The organism is Variovorax sp. PDC80 (genome assembly GCF_900115375.1).
Classification (GTDB): domain Bacteria; phylum Pseudomonadota; class Gammaproteobacteria; order Burkholderiales; family Burkholderiaceae_C; genus Variovorax.
This window is the reverse complement of the sequence record NZ_FOWG01000010.1, coordinates 224841-239362: the sequence shown is the minus strand read 5'-3', so window position 1 is coordinate 239362 and position 14522 is coordinate 224841. Positions and strand designations below refer to the sequence as shown.

General features: G+C 68.9%; 15 protein-coding genes. 7 read left to right on the top strand and 8 right to left on the bottom strand.

Annotated features, from left to right (window positions below; translation table 11 throughout):
- Positions 1-14: 14 nt before the first annotated feature.
- From BM109_RS27340 to BM109_RS27330, 3 genes are read left to right on the top strand one after another with little or no spacing between them, the layout of a single operon-like run.
- On the top strand, positions 15-680 hold the full coding sequence (locus BM109_RS27340) for an RraA family protein (protein ID WP_093349819.1): 666 nt from the start codon (positions 15-17) through the stop codon (positions 678-680).
- Between the two features lie 35 nt (positions 681-715).
- Positions 716-1381, top strand: coding sequence for an RraA family protein (locus BM109_RS27335; RefSeq protein WP_093349817.1), 666 nt, complete (start codon positions 716-718; stop codon positions 1379-1381).
- Positions 1378-2607 (top strand): pyridoxal phosphate-dependent aminotransferase, encoded by a 1230-nt coding sequence (locus BM109_RS27330; protein WP_093349814.1) that lies wholly within the window; start codon positions 1378-1380, stop codon positions 2605-2607. The genes BM109_RS27335 and BM109_RS27330 overlap by 4 nt, the downstream gene beginning before the upstream one ends.
- Positions 2608-2620: 13 nt before the next feature.
- On the opposite strand, the gene BM109_RS27325 is transcribed toward BM109_RS27330, so the two are convergent.
- From BM109_RS27325 to BM109_RS27315, 3 genes are read right to left on the bottom strand one after another with little or no spacing between them, the layout of a single operon-like run.
- Positions 2621-3301, bottom strand: coding sequence for an alpha/beta hydrolase family protein (locus BM109_RS27325; protein ID WP_093349811.1), 681 nt, complete (start codon positions 3299-3301; stop codon positions 2621-2623).
- Positions 3298-4125, bottom strand: a complete 828-nt coding sequence (locus BM109_RS27320) for a TatD family hydrolase (RefSeq protein ID WP_093349808.1) — start codon at positions 4123-4125, stop codon at positions 3298-3300. The genes BM109_RS27325 and BM109_RS27320 overlap by 4 nt, the downstream gene beginning before the upstream one ends.
- A gap of 58 nt (positions 4126-4183) precedes the next feature.
- Positions 4184-5827, bottom strand: coding sequence for a tannase/feruloyl esterase family alpha/beta hydrolase (locus BM109_RS27315; RefSeq protein ID WP_093349806.1), 1644 nt, complete (start codon positions 5825-5827; stop codon positions 4184-4186).
- Between the two features lie 225 nt (positions 5828-6052).
- Here BM109_RS27315 and BM109_RS27310 point away from each other — a divergent pair, with 225 nt between their 5' ends.
- Positions 6053-6688 (top strand): TetR/AcrR family transcriptional regulator, encoded by a 636-nt coding sequence (locus BM109_RS27310; protein ID WP_093349803.1) that lies wholly within the window; start codon positions 6053-6055, stop codon positions 6686-6688.
- 59 nt (positions 6689-6747) lie between these two features.
- Here BM109_RS27310 and BM109_RS27305 read toward each other — a convergent pair whose 3' ends face one another.
- Positions 6748-7761, bottom strand: coding sequence for a Bug family tripartite tricarboxylate transporter substrate binding protein (locus tag BM109_RS27305; protein WP_177239477.1), 1014 nt, complete (start codon positions 7759-7761; stop codon positions 6748-6750).
- A gap of 56 nt (positions 7762-7817) precedes the next feature.
- Complete coding sequence (locus BM109_RS27300; RefSeq protein ID WP_256222803.1) at positions 7818-8744, bottom strand: helix-turn-helix domain-containing protein; 927 nt, start codon at positions 8742-8744, stop codon at positions 7818-7820.
- A gap of 185 nt (positions 8745-8929) precedes the next feature.
- On the opposite strand from BM109_RS27300, the gene BM109_RS27295 reads away from it, so the two are divergent.
- The 3 genes from BM109_RS27295 (at position 8930) to BM109_RS27285 (ending at position 12000) form a co-directional block, all read left to right on the top strand.
- Positions 8930-9799: a fumarylacetoacetate hydrolase family protein gene (locus BM109_RS27295; RefSeq protein WP_093349798.1), complete on the top strand. Its 870-nt coding sequence runs from the start codon at positions 8930-8932 to the stop codon at positions 9797-9799.
- 10 nt (positions 9800-9809) lie between these two features.
- Entirely contained in the window at positions 9810-10598 is a 789-nt protein-coding gene (locus tag BM109_RS27290; RefSeq protein ID WP_093349796.1) for an alpha/beta fold hydrolase, read from the top strand.
- 61 nt (positions 10599-10659) lie between these two features.
- Positions 10660-12000, top strand: coding sequence for a metal-dependent hydrolase family protein (locus BM109_RS27285; RefSeq protein WP_093349793.1), 1341 nt, complete (start codon positions 10660-10662; stop codon positions 11998-12000).
- Between the two features lie 99 nt (positions 12001-12099).
- Here the strand turns inward: BM109_RS27285 and BM109_RS27280 are convergent, their stop codons facing one another.
- The 3 genes from BM109_RS27280 to BM109_RS27270 all read right to left on the bottom strand — a co-directional run bounded on the left by BM109_RS27280 (position 12100) and on the right by BM109_RS27270 (position 14466).
- Positions 12100-12354 (bottom strand): hypothetical protein, encoded by a 255-nt coding sequence (locus BM109_RS27280; protein ID WP_093349791.1) that lies wholly within the window; start codon positions 12352-12354, stop codon positions 12100-12102.
- 131 nt (positions 12355-12485) lie between these two features.
- On the bottom strand, positions 12486-13550 hold the full coding sequence (locus BM109_RS27275) for a threonine aldolase family protein (protein ID WP_093350178.1): 1065 nt from the start codon (positions 13548-13550) through the stop codon (positions 12486-12488).
- A 58-nt stretch (positions 13551-13608) separates the two neighbouring features.
- Positions 13609-14466, bottom strand: a complete 858-nt coding sequence (locus tag BM109_RS27270) for an AraC family transcriptional regulator (RefSeq protein WP_093349788.1) — start codon at positions 14464-14466, stop codon at positions 13609-13611.
- Between the last annotated feature and the right edge of the window lie 56 nt (positions 14467-14522).

Genomic DNA, 14522 nt, shown 5'->3' with positions numbered 1-14522 from the left:
CCAGCGAGCACACCATGAGCCTTTTCAACTTCGACATCGGGCCTATCCCGAAACTGGCGCCCGAGACGCTGACCGCCGCGCTGCGGGACGTCGTCACGCCGCACCTCAGCGACAACCTGCGGCGCCTGTCGGGCATCGTCGGCCTGCAGCGCTTCCACCGCGCGCGCAAGCTGGTCGGCACCGCCTTTACGATCAAGGCGCGGCCCGGCGACAACCTGCTGATCTATCGCGCACTCAAGGACATCGAGCCCGGCCATGTGCTCGTGATCGATGGCGCGGGCGATCCGCACAACGCACTGGTCGGCGAGCTGATCATGCTCTACGCCATGCAGCGCGGCTGCGCGGGCTTCGTGATCGACGGCGCAATCCGCGACACGCGCGCCTTTTTCGAGGCCGACTTCCCGTGCCACGCACGCAGCAGCACGCACCGGGGGCCCTACAAGTTCGGCCCCGGTTCGATGAACCGCGACGTCTGCGTCGGCGGGCAGGTGGTGCATCCGGGCGACGTGGTGGTCGGCGACGAGGACGGCGTGGTCTGCTTCGATCCCGCGGACGGGGAGCGCCTGCTCGCGGCCGTCGCGCAGACCGTCCGGACCGAGGACGCGATCAAGGCGGAGATCGCCACCGGGCGCGTCGAACAGGGCTGGCTCGACCGGACCCTGTCGGCGCACGGCCTCTGACATCCATCACCACACTCCCAGCGAAAGCCATTCCCATGCAACAAGAAGACAAGGACCTCGTGGCCCTGTTCGAAGGCCTCGACACCCCCGGCGTTTCGGACGCCATGGACAAGCTCGGCCTGCCGGGCCACTGCTTCGGCCTCGTGCCGCTGGCCGACTACGCCGGCGTGACCGTGGGGCCCGCCTTCACGGTGAAGTACGTTCCGGCCAGCACGCCCGCGGGCTCGGTCGGCGACTTCATCGACGACGTGGCCGAGGGCGACGTGCTCGTCATCGACAACGGCGGACGCACCGACTGCACGGTCTGGGGCGACATCATGACCCAGTACGCGGGCCGGCGAAGGATCGCCGCCACCGTGATCGACGGCGTCTGCCGCGACGTGTCGAAGGCATTGAACGACGGCTACCCGTTGTTCACGCGCGGGCGCTTCATGCGCACCGGCAAGGACCGCGTGCAGGTCGAGGGCGTGAACGTTCCCGTGTCCATCGGCCAGGCCCGCGTGGTCGCGCGCGACATCGTGGTGGCGGACGCGAACGGCGTGCTGGTGGTGCCGCGCGCGCGGGCCCGCGAGGTTGCGGAACTCGCGCGCCGGATCGAGGCCGCCGAGTCGCAGATCCGCGCCTGGATCGAGCAAGGCAAGACGCTCGGCGAGGCGCGCGCGGCGATGGGCTACCACACGCTGCAGCGGAAGGCGCCATGAGCAGCGACACCGCGGTGGCATCGGCCGCGCGATTGAACGTGCACCTCGAGGCCGCGCAGCCCTCCGCGACCTACAGGATGATGGACCGGGTGGCGGCGCGACGCGCGGGCGGTGCCAGCATCGTCTCGCTGTCGGCCGGCGAGCCCGACTTCGACACGCCCGCGCACATCGGCGACGCGGCCGTGGCCGCCATCCGCGAGGGCCATACGCGCTACACGCAGGTCGCGGGCCTGCGCGCGCTGCGCGAGGCCGTCGCGGCCAAGTTCCGGCGCGAGAACGGCCTGGACGTCGGCTGGCAGGACACGATCGTCTGTTCAGGCGGCAAGCAGGTGATCTTCAACGCGCTCGCGGCGACCTTGAACCTCGGCGACGAGGTGATCGTGCCGGCGCCTTACTGGGTCAGCTACCCCGAGATCGTGCAGCTGTGCGGCGCCAGGCCGATCGTGGTGCCTTGCGGTGGCGAGTCCGGCTTCAAGCTCGGGCCCGAGGCGCTGGAGGCCGCGATCACGCCGCGCACCCGGTGGCTGGTCCTCAACTCGCCGAGCAATCCGACGGGCGCCGTGTACACGCTCGCGGAACTGCGCGCGCTCGCCGAGGTGCTGCTGCGCCATCCCCAGGTGCTGGTGCTGGCCGACGACATCTACGAGCACCTGGTCTTCGACGGGCTGGCCTTCCACACGCTGGCCCAGGCCGAACCCCGCCTCGCCGCGCGCACGCTGACGATGAACGGCGTGTCGAAGGCCTATGCCATGACCGGATGGCGCATCGGCTTCGGCACCGGCCCGCGCTGGCTGCTCGATGCCATGGAGAAGCTGCAGGGCCAGCAGACCTCGGGGGCCAGTTCGATCTCGCAGCATGCGGCGCTCGCGGCGCTGAACGGACCGCAGGACTTCATCGCGCGTTCGCGCGCCGCCTTCGAGCGGCGCCGCGATCTGCTGGTCGCGTCGCTGAACGCCACGCCGGGCTTGCGCTGCGACAGGCCGTCGGGTGCCTTCTATGCCTTCGTCTCGTGCGAGGCACTGATCGGCCGGACGACCGCGGCCGGTACCGTGCTGGCCAGCGACGAGGACCTTGCGCTCGCGCTGCTCGACGAGGCGGATGTGGGCGTGGTCCACGGCGCGGCCTTCGGACTGGCGCCGTACTTCCGCATCGCCTATGCGCTCGACGAGGCGTCGCTGGGTATCGCCTGCGAGCGCATCGACCGCTTCTGCCGTTCGCTGCGCTGAGCGAGGCTCACGTTCAAGGCAGCAGCCAGGCCTGCATCCACACCGCCACCGCATCGAGCATCTGCTCGATCACCTGCGCGTCGGTCAGCCCCGATTTCTTCGGCACGTGAAAGCCATGGTCGGCCGCCGCGTATTCGTCGACGCTCGCCCAGTCACCGAGCGAGTCGACGACCTGCGCGAAGCAGGGCGGTTCCGCGAGCTTGTCCTGCGCGCCGTGCACGAACAGCATCGGCACGTCGACCTCGTGCAGGTGCGCCGCGCGATCGATCGAGGGCTTGCCGGCCGCGTGCAGCGGGAAGCCGAGGAAGACCAGCCCGGTCACCTCGGGCAGCAGGCCCAGCGCCTGGGCCTGCGAGGTCATGCGCCCGCCGAAGGACTTGCCGCCCGCGAACAGGGGCAGTCCCTGGAAGTGCGCGGCAGCGCTGGCCGCGGCCGCGCGTACCGTGGCATGCGCGAGCGGCGGTGCGTCGGGCCGCTTCGAGCCGCGCTCCATGTACGGGAACTGGTAGCGCAGGCAGGCGATGCGGCGCTCGGCGAGGCCCTGCGCCACGGCCTCCATGAATGCATGCGTCATGCCCGCGCCCGCGCCATGCGCGAGCACGAGGGCGAAGCGGGCATCGTCGGCCGCATCGATCAGGCCCGACACGCGCAGCTCGGCATCGACCTCGATCGTGATCTTTCTCGACGTGCTCATGCGGCGACCTCGACGGGTGGGAGTCCGAACAGCCGCCGGCTGTTGGCGCTGCAGGCCGCGATGACCTCGGCGACATCGCGTTCGAGCAGTTCGGCCACGCCCGCGGCAACCCAAGGCAGGTACGCCGGTTCGTTCGGCTTGCCGCGCAGGCCCGCGTTCTTCGGCATCAGGTAGGGCGCGTCGGTCTCGAGGTGCAGCCGGTCCAGCGGAATGGCCGGGATGGCCGCGCGCAAGGCCTGGCCGCGCTGCAGGTCCGTCACCCAGCCGGTGATGCCGATGTCGAGGCCCATCGCGAGAAAGGCCTCGGCTTCGGCGCGGTCGCCGGTGAAGCAGTGCACCACACCGTGCGCGCCATCGGCCACCACGGGCGCGAGCATGTCGTGGAAATCGGCGAAGGCATCGCGGCAGTGCAGGAACAGCGGCTTGCCGGTCTGCGCGGCCATCGAGAGCTGCCGGTCGAAGGCCGCGCGCTGCGCCTCGGGCGTCGAGAAGTTGCGGTTGTAGTCGAGGCCGCATTCGCCGACCGCCACGACCTCGGGACAGCGCCACAGTTCGGCCAGCTGCTCGAAGGTGGCGGCGTCGAAGGACTTCGCGTCATGCGGATGCACGCCCGCGGTCGCGAAGACCACGCCCCGATGCGCCCGCGCCAGCTCGAGCGCGCGTTGGCTCGAGGCGAGCGAGGTGCCCGTGGCCAGGATCTGCGCCACGCCCGCGGCCTTGGCGCGCGCCAGCAGGGGCGCGGTGATCGACGCCAACTGGCCCGAATGGAAGTTGACGCCGATGTCGACGAGGGAAGGGGAGGCGGCTTTCGCTTCGATGCTCATGCATCGATGGTACGAGAACACCGCGCGTGCACGCGGCGCCCGCGCGATGCCGCGGCCCTCAGCTGCAGCTGTAGCTCGCCGCCACGTTCGCGTCGCCCGAGCCCTTGTACTTCGGGTACTTGGGGTACTGGCAGGCGGGCATGCTGCGGGCCGTGCCGCCGCTGGTGAAGCTGTAGGTCAGCTGCGTGGGCGCGGCGTCGTTCTCCACCCAGCCCATGATGGCCGAGGCCCAGTCCACTTCCTGCAGGCTGCCGCCGGCACCATGCCCGCCGCCGGGAACGATGAAGAAGCGCGTGGCGCTGTTCGGATCGGCGAGCCCCAGCGACCTGGCGATGCCCGTCATGGTGGTCCAGTTGCGGTAATGGTCGTTCGGCGACAGCAGCGCGTCGCTGCCGGCGTGCCAGGAGATCAGCTTGCGGCCCGAGGCCACATAGCTGGCGATGGCGGCCTTGTCGTGGTCGGCACCGATGCGCGCCAGGCCCGCGCCGAGCATGTAGTAGTCGGTCTCGAGCTGGAAGCCGGCCTGCTTGGCAGGCGTGAGCCAGGCGGGGTCGCCGCTCGCGAGCAGCGCGAAGCCACCGCCGAGTCCGCCCCAGCCGAGCCCGAGGCCGTTGCCCCACGAATAGCCCGAGAGCACGGTCGAGCCGTTCGAGAGCTTGAGCGGCGACAGGAAGGACTGGAGCGTGCCCACCTGCGCGGCGCTCAGGCAGAGGGCCGGATCGCTGCTCGCGCCCGCCACGCCACACTGCAGCACGGCCGGATCGAAGCTGCAGGCCTGCGGATTGCCGATCAGGTTGTCGCTGGCGCCGTCGAGCGCATCGCAAGCCGACAACGCCGCCGCATAGGCCGCGCCGGTCTGCGCGGGGCTCAGCGCCGCGGGCGTGCCGGTCAGCGAGGCCGCGCGCAGCCAGGCACCGGTCTGGCCCGCCATGTCCATGGTCTCGCAGCCCGCGACGATGCCGTCGAACTCCTGCGGCCAGCGCTGCGCGGCGATGTAGGCATTGCGTCCGCCGTTGGAACAGCCGTTGAAGTAGCTGTGCGTCGGCGCCTTGCCGAAGAAGGCCTGCGCGACGGCCTTGCCGAAGCGCACCGTGGTGCCCACCGCGGCATAGGCATAGTCGGTCGCCGATTGCTGGCCCTCGGCCGTGCCGCTGGCCCAGACGCCGGGCGCGGCCTGCGCGGGCACGCTCGCGCGGTTGCCGCCGTTCGAAGCCGCATACACCGCGCCCTTCAGCGCGAGCGTGGGATCGACCGCCGTCACCGCGCCGCCGCCGTCCTTGGTCACCGCCGAGGCGATGCGTCCGTCGAAGCCACCGCCACCTTGTTGCCAGTAGCGGCCGGTCCAGTTGTCGGGCACGTCGATCTCGATGTCGAGGAAGGGCGCGCGCGTGCCCAGCACCTGGCAGAAGCCCGAGGCGTTGACCGCCGTCTTGGCTTCGAAGCGCGCGGTCTGCGTGACCGTGACGCCCGCCAGCACCTGTCCCTTGAGGCCGTTGCAGGTGCTCTTGAGCTGCTCGACGCTGGGGCCCGACGGACCCGCGGGCGGCGGCGCGGCCGGTGCGGGCGCGGGCGCGGGCGCAGGAATCGGGAGGAAGCCGCCGCCGCCTCCGCCGCCACCCCCGCAGCCTTGCAGGGCCAGGCCGGCGGCCATCAGCAGGCCCGCCGACAGCAGGGCACGGTTCACACACTTCTCGTCGCGCATGGTTGTCTCCGATATTTTGATGGGTGCCGGATGGCCGGCGGATCTCGCTCGATGGGCTTAGTCGTCCGGTCGATGTGGATCGATCAGAAAACCAACCGACCGGTCGGTTTGGAATCCGCGCAAGGCTAACGCAGCAGCGCGGACACGGGCAAGCGGCAAAGGCTCGGGACTAACCCCTAAGATCGCGGACCGCGTGGCCTCGCGCGCAGCCCTTCATTGCCATCCATGACCGTTGACACCGCTTCCTCCCGCCCCAACGACCAGCGCAGCCTGATCGCCAAGGCCGCCGCCGAGCTGTTCGCCCGCAAGGGCTATGCGGCGACGTCGATGAACGAGATCGCCGAGGCCAGCCATCTGTCCAAGCCCGGCCTCTACCACCACTTCAAGGACAAGGCCGAGGTGCTGCTTCACATCGCCGACGGCCATGTGTCGCGCCTGGTCGACATCGTCACGGGCGTGGAAGCGCTGCAACTCGCGCCCGACGAGCGGCTGCCCGAGCTGATCGAGGCCTTCATGGCCGAGTACGCCGAGGCGCAGCACGAGCACCGCGTGCTCACCGAGGACGTGCGTTTCCTGGCTCCTGAGGCGCAGGCGCGCGTGCTCGACAAGGAGCGCACGGTGGTGCGGGTGTTCGCCGACGCCATCGCCGTCACGCGCCCCGACCTGCACGCCTCGCAGCTGCACAAGCTGCTGACGATGTTCCTGTTCGGCATGCTCAACTGGATGTTCACCTGGTTCAAGCCCGGGGGACGCTTCTCCTACGACCAGATGGCACCGATCGCGACGCAGCTGTTCCTCAACGGCATCACGGGGCTGGAGGTCGCGCCGGCGAAGAAGGCGCCGAAGGCGCGCAAGCCGTGATCGGCTGATCGAACCCATCGCGCGCCTCTCCGTCATGGATCTCGCGAAGGCCGGGCCGCTCAATCGAGCTTGATGCGGCCGCTCGCGAGCAGCGCGCGGTGGCGTGCGATCTCGGCGGCGATAGTGCGCTGCATTTCCGCGGGATCGCCCGAGGCGGGCTCGAAGCCCTGCGCGACCAGGGACTGGAGCAGCTTCGGGCTGGCCAGCGCGCGCTGCCAGGCCTGCAGGACTTCGCGCCGCGCTGCCGACGGCGTGCCGGCGGGCAGCACCAGCCCGACCCAGGAGTGGTACTGGTAGCTGCGCAAGGCCGGCACGCCGGTTTCGGCGTAGCTCGGCACCTCGGGCAGCATCGCCCAGCGTTGCGAGGACGTGGCCGCCAGCGCGCGCACGCGGCCGCTCTGCACGAGCGGGACGATGGGCGCGGTGGCGTAGAGCATCAGGTCCACTTCGCCGCCCGCCAGCGCATTCATCGCCTGCGCCTCGCCCTTGTAGGGGATGTGCCGCGCGTCGATGCCGAGCGTGCGCAGCAGCTCCTCGCTCTGCAGGTGCAGGCTGGTGCCGATGCCGAAGGAGCCGTAGGTCAACTCGCCCGGATGCGCCTTCGCATAGCGCACCAGCTCGGCCATGTCGGCCACCGGCAGGTCGGCGCGCACGGCCACCACGCCGGCATTGGCCGCCACGATGCCCAGTGCATCGAAGTCGTTCAGCGGGTCATAGCCGGGCGCCTTGTCGAGCACCGGGTTGACCGAGGCGATGGAGGGCGAGACCGCGATCAGCGTGCGGCCGTCGCGCGGTGCGCGCAGGGCCGCCTGCACGCCGATCTTGCCGGCGGCGCCCAGGCGGTTGTCGACCAGCACGGGATGGCCGAGCGCGGCCGCGAGTTCGGGGGCGAGCAGCCGCGCCACGCGGTCGATCGGACCGCCGGGCGGCGCGGGCACGATGATGGTGGAGACCTGCGGTGCGGCGGCGCAGGCCGTCCCGAACAGCAGGCCCGCCGCGAGCAGCAGGGCCGTGCGGCGTTTCGCGGTCCGCCGAGGTGCAGGGGGCTCCTGCGGCTTGTCTCTTCTTGTCATGCGGGCATCGTAGGCATGCCCTCTCATATTCGGAAATACCTTTTCGAGTCACACTTTCATATGCTGCGGATATGGCCGCGTTTGCCTTCATCTTCCGGTACGTCGGCGGATGAAGAGAGACTCTGCCCCTCGCGCGGAATGCCCGTCACGGTGACAGGAGAAGGCGCGCGCGTGGCCCGCTTGAAGATCGATGGCGAAATCCCCGTGTGCTCCTTGAAGAAGCGCGAGAAGTTGCCGGGCGCCGAAAAGCCCAGGTCGAGCGCAACGTCCGTGAGTTCGCCGCCTTCGCTGACGCGACGCATCGCTTCCTCGACGCGCACGCCGCTCCAGAACACCTGCGGCGTCGTGTGCAACTGGTCGCGGAACAGCGCGAAGAAGTGCGCGCGCGACAGGCCGACCTTGGCCGCGATCTCGTCGATGGTCGTTTTCTCCGAGACGTGCGCGCGCATATGGGCGATGGCGGCCCGAAGGCGATGATCGAGCGTGACACCGATGCCCGCCGCGACCGAAGGGGCCTCGCCACCCGTCCTGGAGGCCGCGATGGCGGCTTCCAGCAAGCGCTCGACCTCCTTGTCGACCTGGTCGCGTCCGCTGCCGGCGGAGATCATCAGGTCCAGCACACGCCAGCATGAGCGGCGCAGCGCGTCGCCGATGGGCACCCGCGGCGAGGGAAAGCGAAAGCTGCGGTCCTTCGCCTGCCCAAGTTCGTCGAGCCACTCCTTCTTGATCATGAAGACGATGAACAGGCTCGATCCGCTGTCGTCCAGGCGAACCATGTCGTGCGCCTCGAACGCGTTCACGCCCAGCGCCACGCTCTCGCTGTAGGGCACGGTTTGCGCACCGACATGCGCGCAGGCGCGCGCCCCGCCCAGCCAGAGGGCGAGCTGCGTTTCCGAGTGCGCGTGCGACACCAGATTGGCGCTCGCCTCCAGGACGATCGCCGTGCCGAACGTGCCTTCGTGAAGTGCATAGGCTTCCTGCATCTGTTTGCTTCATCGAGGTGGTTTGCGGCGATTGTTCCTTCCCGGCTCCGCGACCGGCACCGTGCCTCGGGTAAGTCCTTAGGAGGGCACCAGACGATTCGATACGTCGCCGGATCGACCGATAAGCGGCGTGGGCCCGCAATTCCTAAAGTTGCCGCATCGCCACAACACAGGAGCAAAGCTTCATGCGAATCGCCACTTTCACGAGCGAAGGCCACCGCAAGGTCGGGCTCGTCTGCGCCGACGGAAAGACCGTCACCCCGCTACAGCTCACGCAGGTCCAGGCCGACAGCGGCGTGCTAACGCTGATCCAATCCCTCGCCGAGGGCGGCTCGCTTCCGGAGCCGGCCGGCCCCGCCGTCGACCTGGGCGAGGTGGTGCTCGATGCACCGCTGCCCAAGCCTCGCCGCAACCTCTGGTGCGTGGGGCGCAACTACCATGCGCACGCCAAGGAACTGGCGGCCTCGGTGTTCAAGGACAACACGGCCAGGACCGACGAGTGGCCCATCGTCTTCACCAAGGTGCCCGAGTGCGTCGTGGGCCCGCACGACGACGTGCTCGTTCCTTCCGAGGTCTCCACGCAGATCGACTACGAGGCCGAACTGGCCGTCGTGATCGGCAAGGGCGGCAAGAACATCGCGCGCGCCGCCGCGATGTCGCATGTGTTCGGCTACACGGTCGTCAACGACGTGACCGCGCGCGATGTGCAGATGCGCCATGGCCAGTGGGACCTGGGCAAGTCTTTCGACACCTTCTGCCCGATGGGCCCGTGGATCGTCACCGCCGACGAGTTCGACGGCACGAAGACGCGCGTGCGCTGCTGGGTCAACGGCGAACTGCGCCAGGACGGTCCGATCGAGAACATGATCTTCGACATTCCCACGCTGATCGAGACCATCTCGCGCGGCATCACGCTCTACCCCGGCGACGTCATCGCGACCGGCACGCCGGCCGGCGTGGGCATGGGCATGAGTCCGCCGCGTTACCTGCGCGCCGGCGACGTGGTGCGCGTGGAGATCGACCGGCTCGGCGCCATCGAGAACAAGTTCGTCTGAAGGGCTGCGCATGACGACTCAAGTTCTGAACGACCTGGCCGTCGAGATCGACGGCACCGGCGAGGCGCTGCTGTGCATCCACGGGCTCGGCGGCTCGTCGAACAACTGGACGCCCCTGTTGCCGGTGCTCGGCGGCTTTCGTTGCATCAGGCCCGATCTTCCGGGAAGCGCGAGGTCGCCGTTGCCGCAAGACGGCAAGGCGTTGTCGATCGAGCGCTACGTGGACGCGATGGTGCAGTTGCTCTCGGCGCTCGACGTCGGATCGGTGCACGTCATGGCCCACTCGATGGGCACGATCGTCGCCCAACACCTGGCGCTTCGCTGTCCTGGTTCGGTGAAATCGCTGGTGCTCTTCGGCCCGCTGGCCGCGCCTCCCGATGCCGCCCGCCCCAACATCGCGGCCCGTGCCAACGCGGCGCGAGGCGGTGTGGCCGCCATGCAGGAGATCGCCGATGCCATCGTGAAAGGCGCGACCGGCACGCCAACGAAGGAACAACAACCGGCGGTGCTCGCGCTGGTGCGGGAGAGCGTGATGCGCCAGTCGCCCGAGGGTTACGCACAAAGCTGCGCGGCGCTCGCCGATGCGCAGTCGGCCGCGCTCGAACGCCTGGATGTGCCCACCCTGCTGGTCACCGGCGATCAGGATGGCGTGGCGCCGCCGCACAACGTCCGCGCCATGCAGGAGCGCATCGCGGGCAGCCGCGTCGTCGTGCTCGACGGATGCGGCCACTGGACGACCTTCGAACAGCCGCAGCGCTGCGCACGAGAAATCGAAGCCTTCTACGCGGCACTGCGCTGAGACGGCGCCAGGCGCCATTCCACAACCCCATGGCCGGCAGCGCATGCCGGAGGAGACAACGATGACCCGTATTGCATTCACCAACGTTCGCATCTTCGACGGCTCGGGCGAGGACCCCTACACCGGCGACCTTCTCGTGGAGGGAAAGCGCATCGTCGAGGTGGCGCGCTTCCCCCAGCGGGTGAGCACCGATGACGCGCGCGTGATCGACGGCAAAGGCCGCTTTCTCATGCCGGGCATGACCGAGGCCCACACGCATTTCTCGTGGAACGACCAGCCGTCCCTCGCGGCCATCCAGTTCATGCCGCCCGAGGAGCACATGCTCTGGTGCGTGCGCGTGGCCAAGCGCTACCTCGACATGGGATGGACCTCCGCGATCGGCGCGGCAGCGGCCAAGCCGCGGCTCGACGTGGTCTTGCGCAACGCCATCGACGCGGGCGAGTTCCCCGGCCCGCGCTACCTGGCCGGCAGCCAGGAGATCACCACCATCGGCGCGCTGGGCGACAACACGCTGCCGCACATGAAGTTCGAAGAACTCAGTTTCGGCAGCGTCTGCAGCGGCCCCGAGGAGATCCGCAAGTCGGCCCGCACCTTCATCAAGTACGGCGTGGACCACCTGAAGATCAATCTGTCGGGCGAGTACATCGCAGGCCTGCCCGCGGAGATGTCGCCGTTCGCCGAAGACGAGGTCGCCATGCTGGCGCAGGAAGCGAAGCGCTACGGCAAGCGCATGGCCGCGCATGCGCGCTCCAGCGAGTCGGTCAAGCAGTGCGTGCGCCACGGCATCGAGATGGTCTACCACGCCAGCTTTGCCGATTCGGAAGCGCTCGACATGCTCGAGGCGGCCAAGGACCGGCACTTCGTCGCGCCGGGCATCGGCTGGCTCATTCGCACGACCTACAACGCGGCCGAGTACGGCATCACGGAGGCGGTCGCCACGCAGATGGGCTACAAGCGCGAACTGGAGATCGCATCGGCGTCGCTGCGCGAGATGCACAAGCGCGGCATTCGCATCCTGCCGGGCGGCGACTACGGATTCGCGTGGATGCCACACGGCACCAATGCCAACGACCTCCAGTACTTCGTCGACTACATCGGCATGACACCCAAGGAGGCGCTGATGGCTGCGACGCGGCTGGGCGGACAGATCATGCTGCGGCCCGACGAACTGGGACGGTTGAAGGCCGGCTTTCTCGCCGACATCGTCCTGGTGGACGGCGACCCGCTGCAAGACCTGTCGCTGCTGACGGACCCGGCCAGGGTGCAGCTGGTGATGAAGGATGGCGTGATCCACAAGGACTGCGCAACCCCGGTACCGCCGCACGCGGCCCTGCACCTCGACGGCGGCGACACGCCATTGCAGGAACAGGGCGTCAAGGAGGCGCTGGCCGAGATGCACTGAGATCGGCTGGCGAGCCGGATCGCCGCGGCCGCTGCGCCAACCGGTGGGAGCGGCCTTTTGGGGCGCCAACAGCCAGCGCGCGAACGCCGGTGCAACCGCTCAGTGCGCCGCCAGCACGTGCGCCTGGTACGACACGTCGAGCAGCTTGCCCTTCTGCACGTAGTAGCGGTCGAGCCGCCATTCCTTGAGGATGTCGAGGGCGAGATCGAAGCTCTTGAGCTTCAGCGCATAGAGGCTGGCCAGGGAGAAATCGACATCCGACTCCAGCGCCAGGACCAGCCGTGCCAGGGTCAGGGACTCCTCGCTGTTCGGGTCGGCCGTGATGAGCCGGCGTGCTTCCTTGATGGCGTTCATGGAGGTCCTTCGTCGCGCTCGTTCGAGCGCTGTCGCAGTGGTGAAACGCAACCCTGGCTTGTGATGCACTTCTGCGAGGCCGTCTGTTCCGCGTCGGAATTCGGCCCGCCAAGGTCTTGGAGCGGGAAGGGTCAGTCTAGCACCGCGTTTTCGGGCCCCGAGAGCGAAGCCAGGCGGGACACGAAAGCATCGACCCGATCTGCGCTCGTCGCCCACGAGCAGACCAGGCGGATCACTGACTGCCCGGGTGCGGATTCGCCCCACACGTAGAACGCGAAGTCCCGGCGCAGCGCAACCACGACCGGGTCCGGGAGGATGGCGAACACCTGGTTCGTCTCGGTCGGCGCGGCCAGTCCATGGCCGCACGATGCGATGCCGGCCGCCAGCCTTGCCGCCATCGCATTCGCATGCCGCGCCAAATCGAAGAACAGAGGCGGGTCGCCGAACAGCGCCCGGAACTGGATGCCGAGCAGCCGCCCCTTGGCCAGCATGCCGCCGCGCTGCTTCAGTTGAAACGCAAAGTCCTCGGCCAGCGCGGGATTGCAGACCACGATGGCCTCGCCCAGCAGGGCGCCGACCTTGGTGCCGCCGATCCAGAACAGATCGACCAGCGAGGCGATATCGGCCAGCGCGGCATCGTTCTTGTGCGAGGCCAGGGCGGCGCCGAGGCGCGCGCCATCGAGAAACAGGATCAGCCCCCGCTCCCTGGCGAGGGCCGAGAGCCGGCGCAGTTCGGCGAGGGTGTAGACGGTGCCCGTCTCGGTCGCGTTCGAGAGATAGATCAGCCGCGGCTTGGCCATGTGCGGAAAGTGCGCGTTGGCCGCGAGCGCGGTCTTGACGTTCTCGGGCGTGATCTTTCCGTCGACCGCTGGAACGAGGATGAGCTTGTGCCCCGTGGCCTCGATCGCGCCCGCCTCGCGCACGACGATGTGGCCGGAGGCCGCCGCGATCACCGCCTCGTGCGGGCGCAGGCAGCTCGATATCGAGACGATGTTGGCCATGGTCCCGCTCGCGACGAAGTGGATGGCGCCCTGGAAGGGCTCTCCCAGGTGTGCCCCGATCCTCGATGCCGCGTCCGCCGAGTAGTCGTCGTCCCCGTAGGGCGCCTGTTGCACGAGGTTGGTGTCGGCGAGCGCGCGCAGGATGTCGGGGTGCGCGCCCTCGCTGTAGTCGTCGAGAAAACTGAAGGTGGTCATTCGGTGCGCTTCCATGGGCGTCCGGCTCCGCAAGCGGCCGGGCATCGAAGGTCGAAGGCTACCGATCGGGTGCGGGGTCGCCTTGTAAAAAATTGCCCCTGGGCCGCTGGAACCGGGTCGGTGTCACCCCATAGGCATCGCTGAACGCGCGCGTGAAATGGCTCTGGTCGAAGAACCCGACCGCGTGGGCGATCTCGGTCATCGACATGTCGCGCTTCGCCTCGATCAGCTCGACCGCTTTCTCGAGACGCAGCCGCAACAGCCAGGCATGGGGCGTCATGCCGACGGTGCGCTTGAAGAGCTTGAGGAAGCGAAAGCGGTCGAGCTCCAGCAGGAGGGCGAGATCTTCCAGGCCGAGCTTCTCGCACAACTGCGCCTCCATGAAGTCGCGCACGCGCTGGAGTTGCCGGGGCGTCAAGGTGCCGGCGATGCGCTGGGGCGGCGGCTTCAGCAACCGCGCGAACAGGGACTCGAAGAGTTCCACCACGCGGGCCTCCTCGAGCAGCGGATCGGCCGCCGCGTTCCGCAGCGCCGCGTGCATGCCCAGCAACCGTTCCGCGAGCCGCTCATCGCGCAGCACCAGGGCGGCCCGCGAAGGAAAGTGGTGCTTGCCGGTGATCTCCTCGCCCAGGCCCGCCAGCAGCGCGGGCGAGAGCCTGAAGGTCTGCAGCGTGTAGGCCTCGTCGGCACCGGCGACGCCATCATGGACCTCACCCGCCGGCATCAACTGGATCGCGCCGCGCGTGAGCAGCAGCGGCTCGCCCTTGAAGCGCTGGCGTTGAACGCCCTCGGCAACCAGCGCCACGTGGCAGTCCAGGTGGTAGTGAGGCTTGAAGCGGAACGCGGCGAACCGGGCCGTGCTCAGCACGAGGCCGGGGACCTCGATCGCTCGGCTGTAGTGGACCTCTTCGCGCAAGAACTTTCTCCCACAGGCCAGTTCGCCATCAAGAAAAGGACATCGGTTCCCGCCGA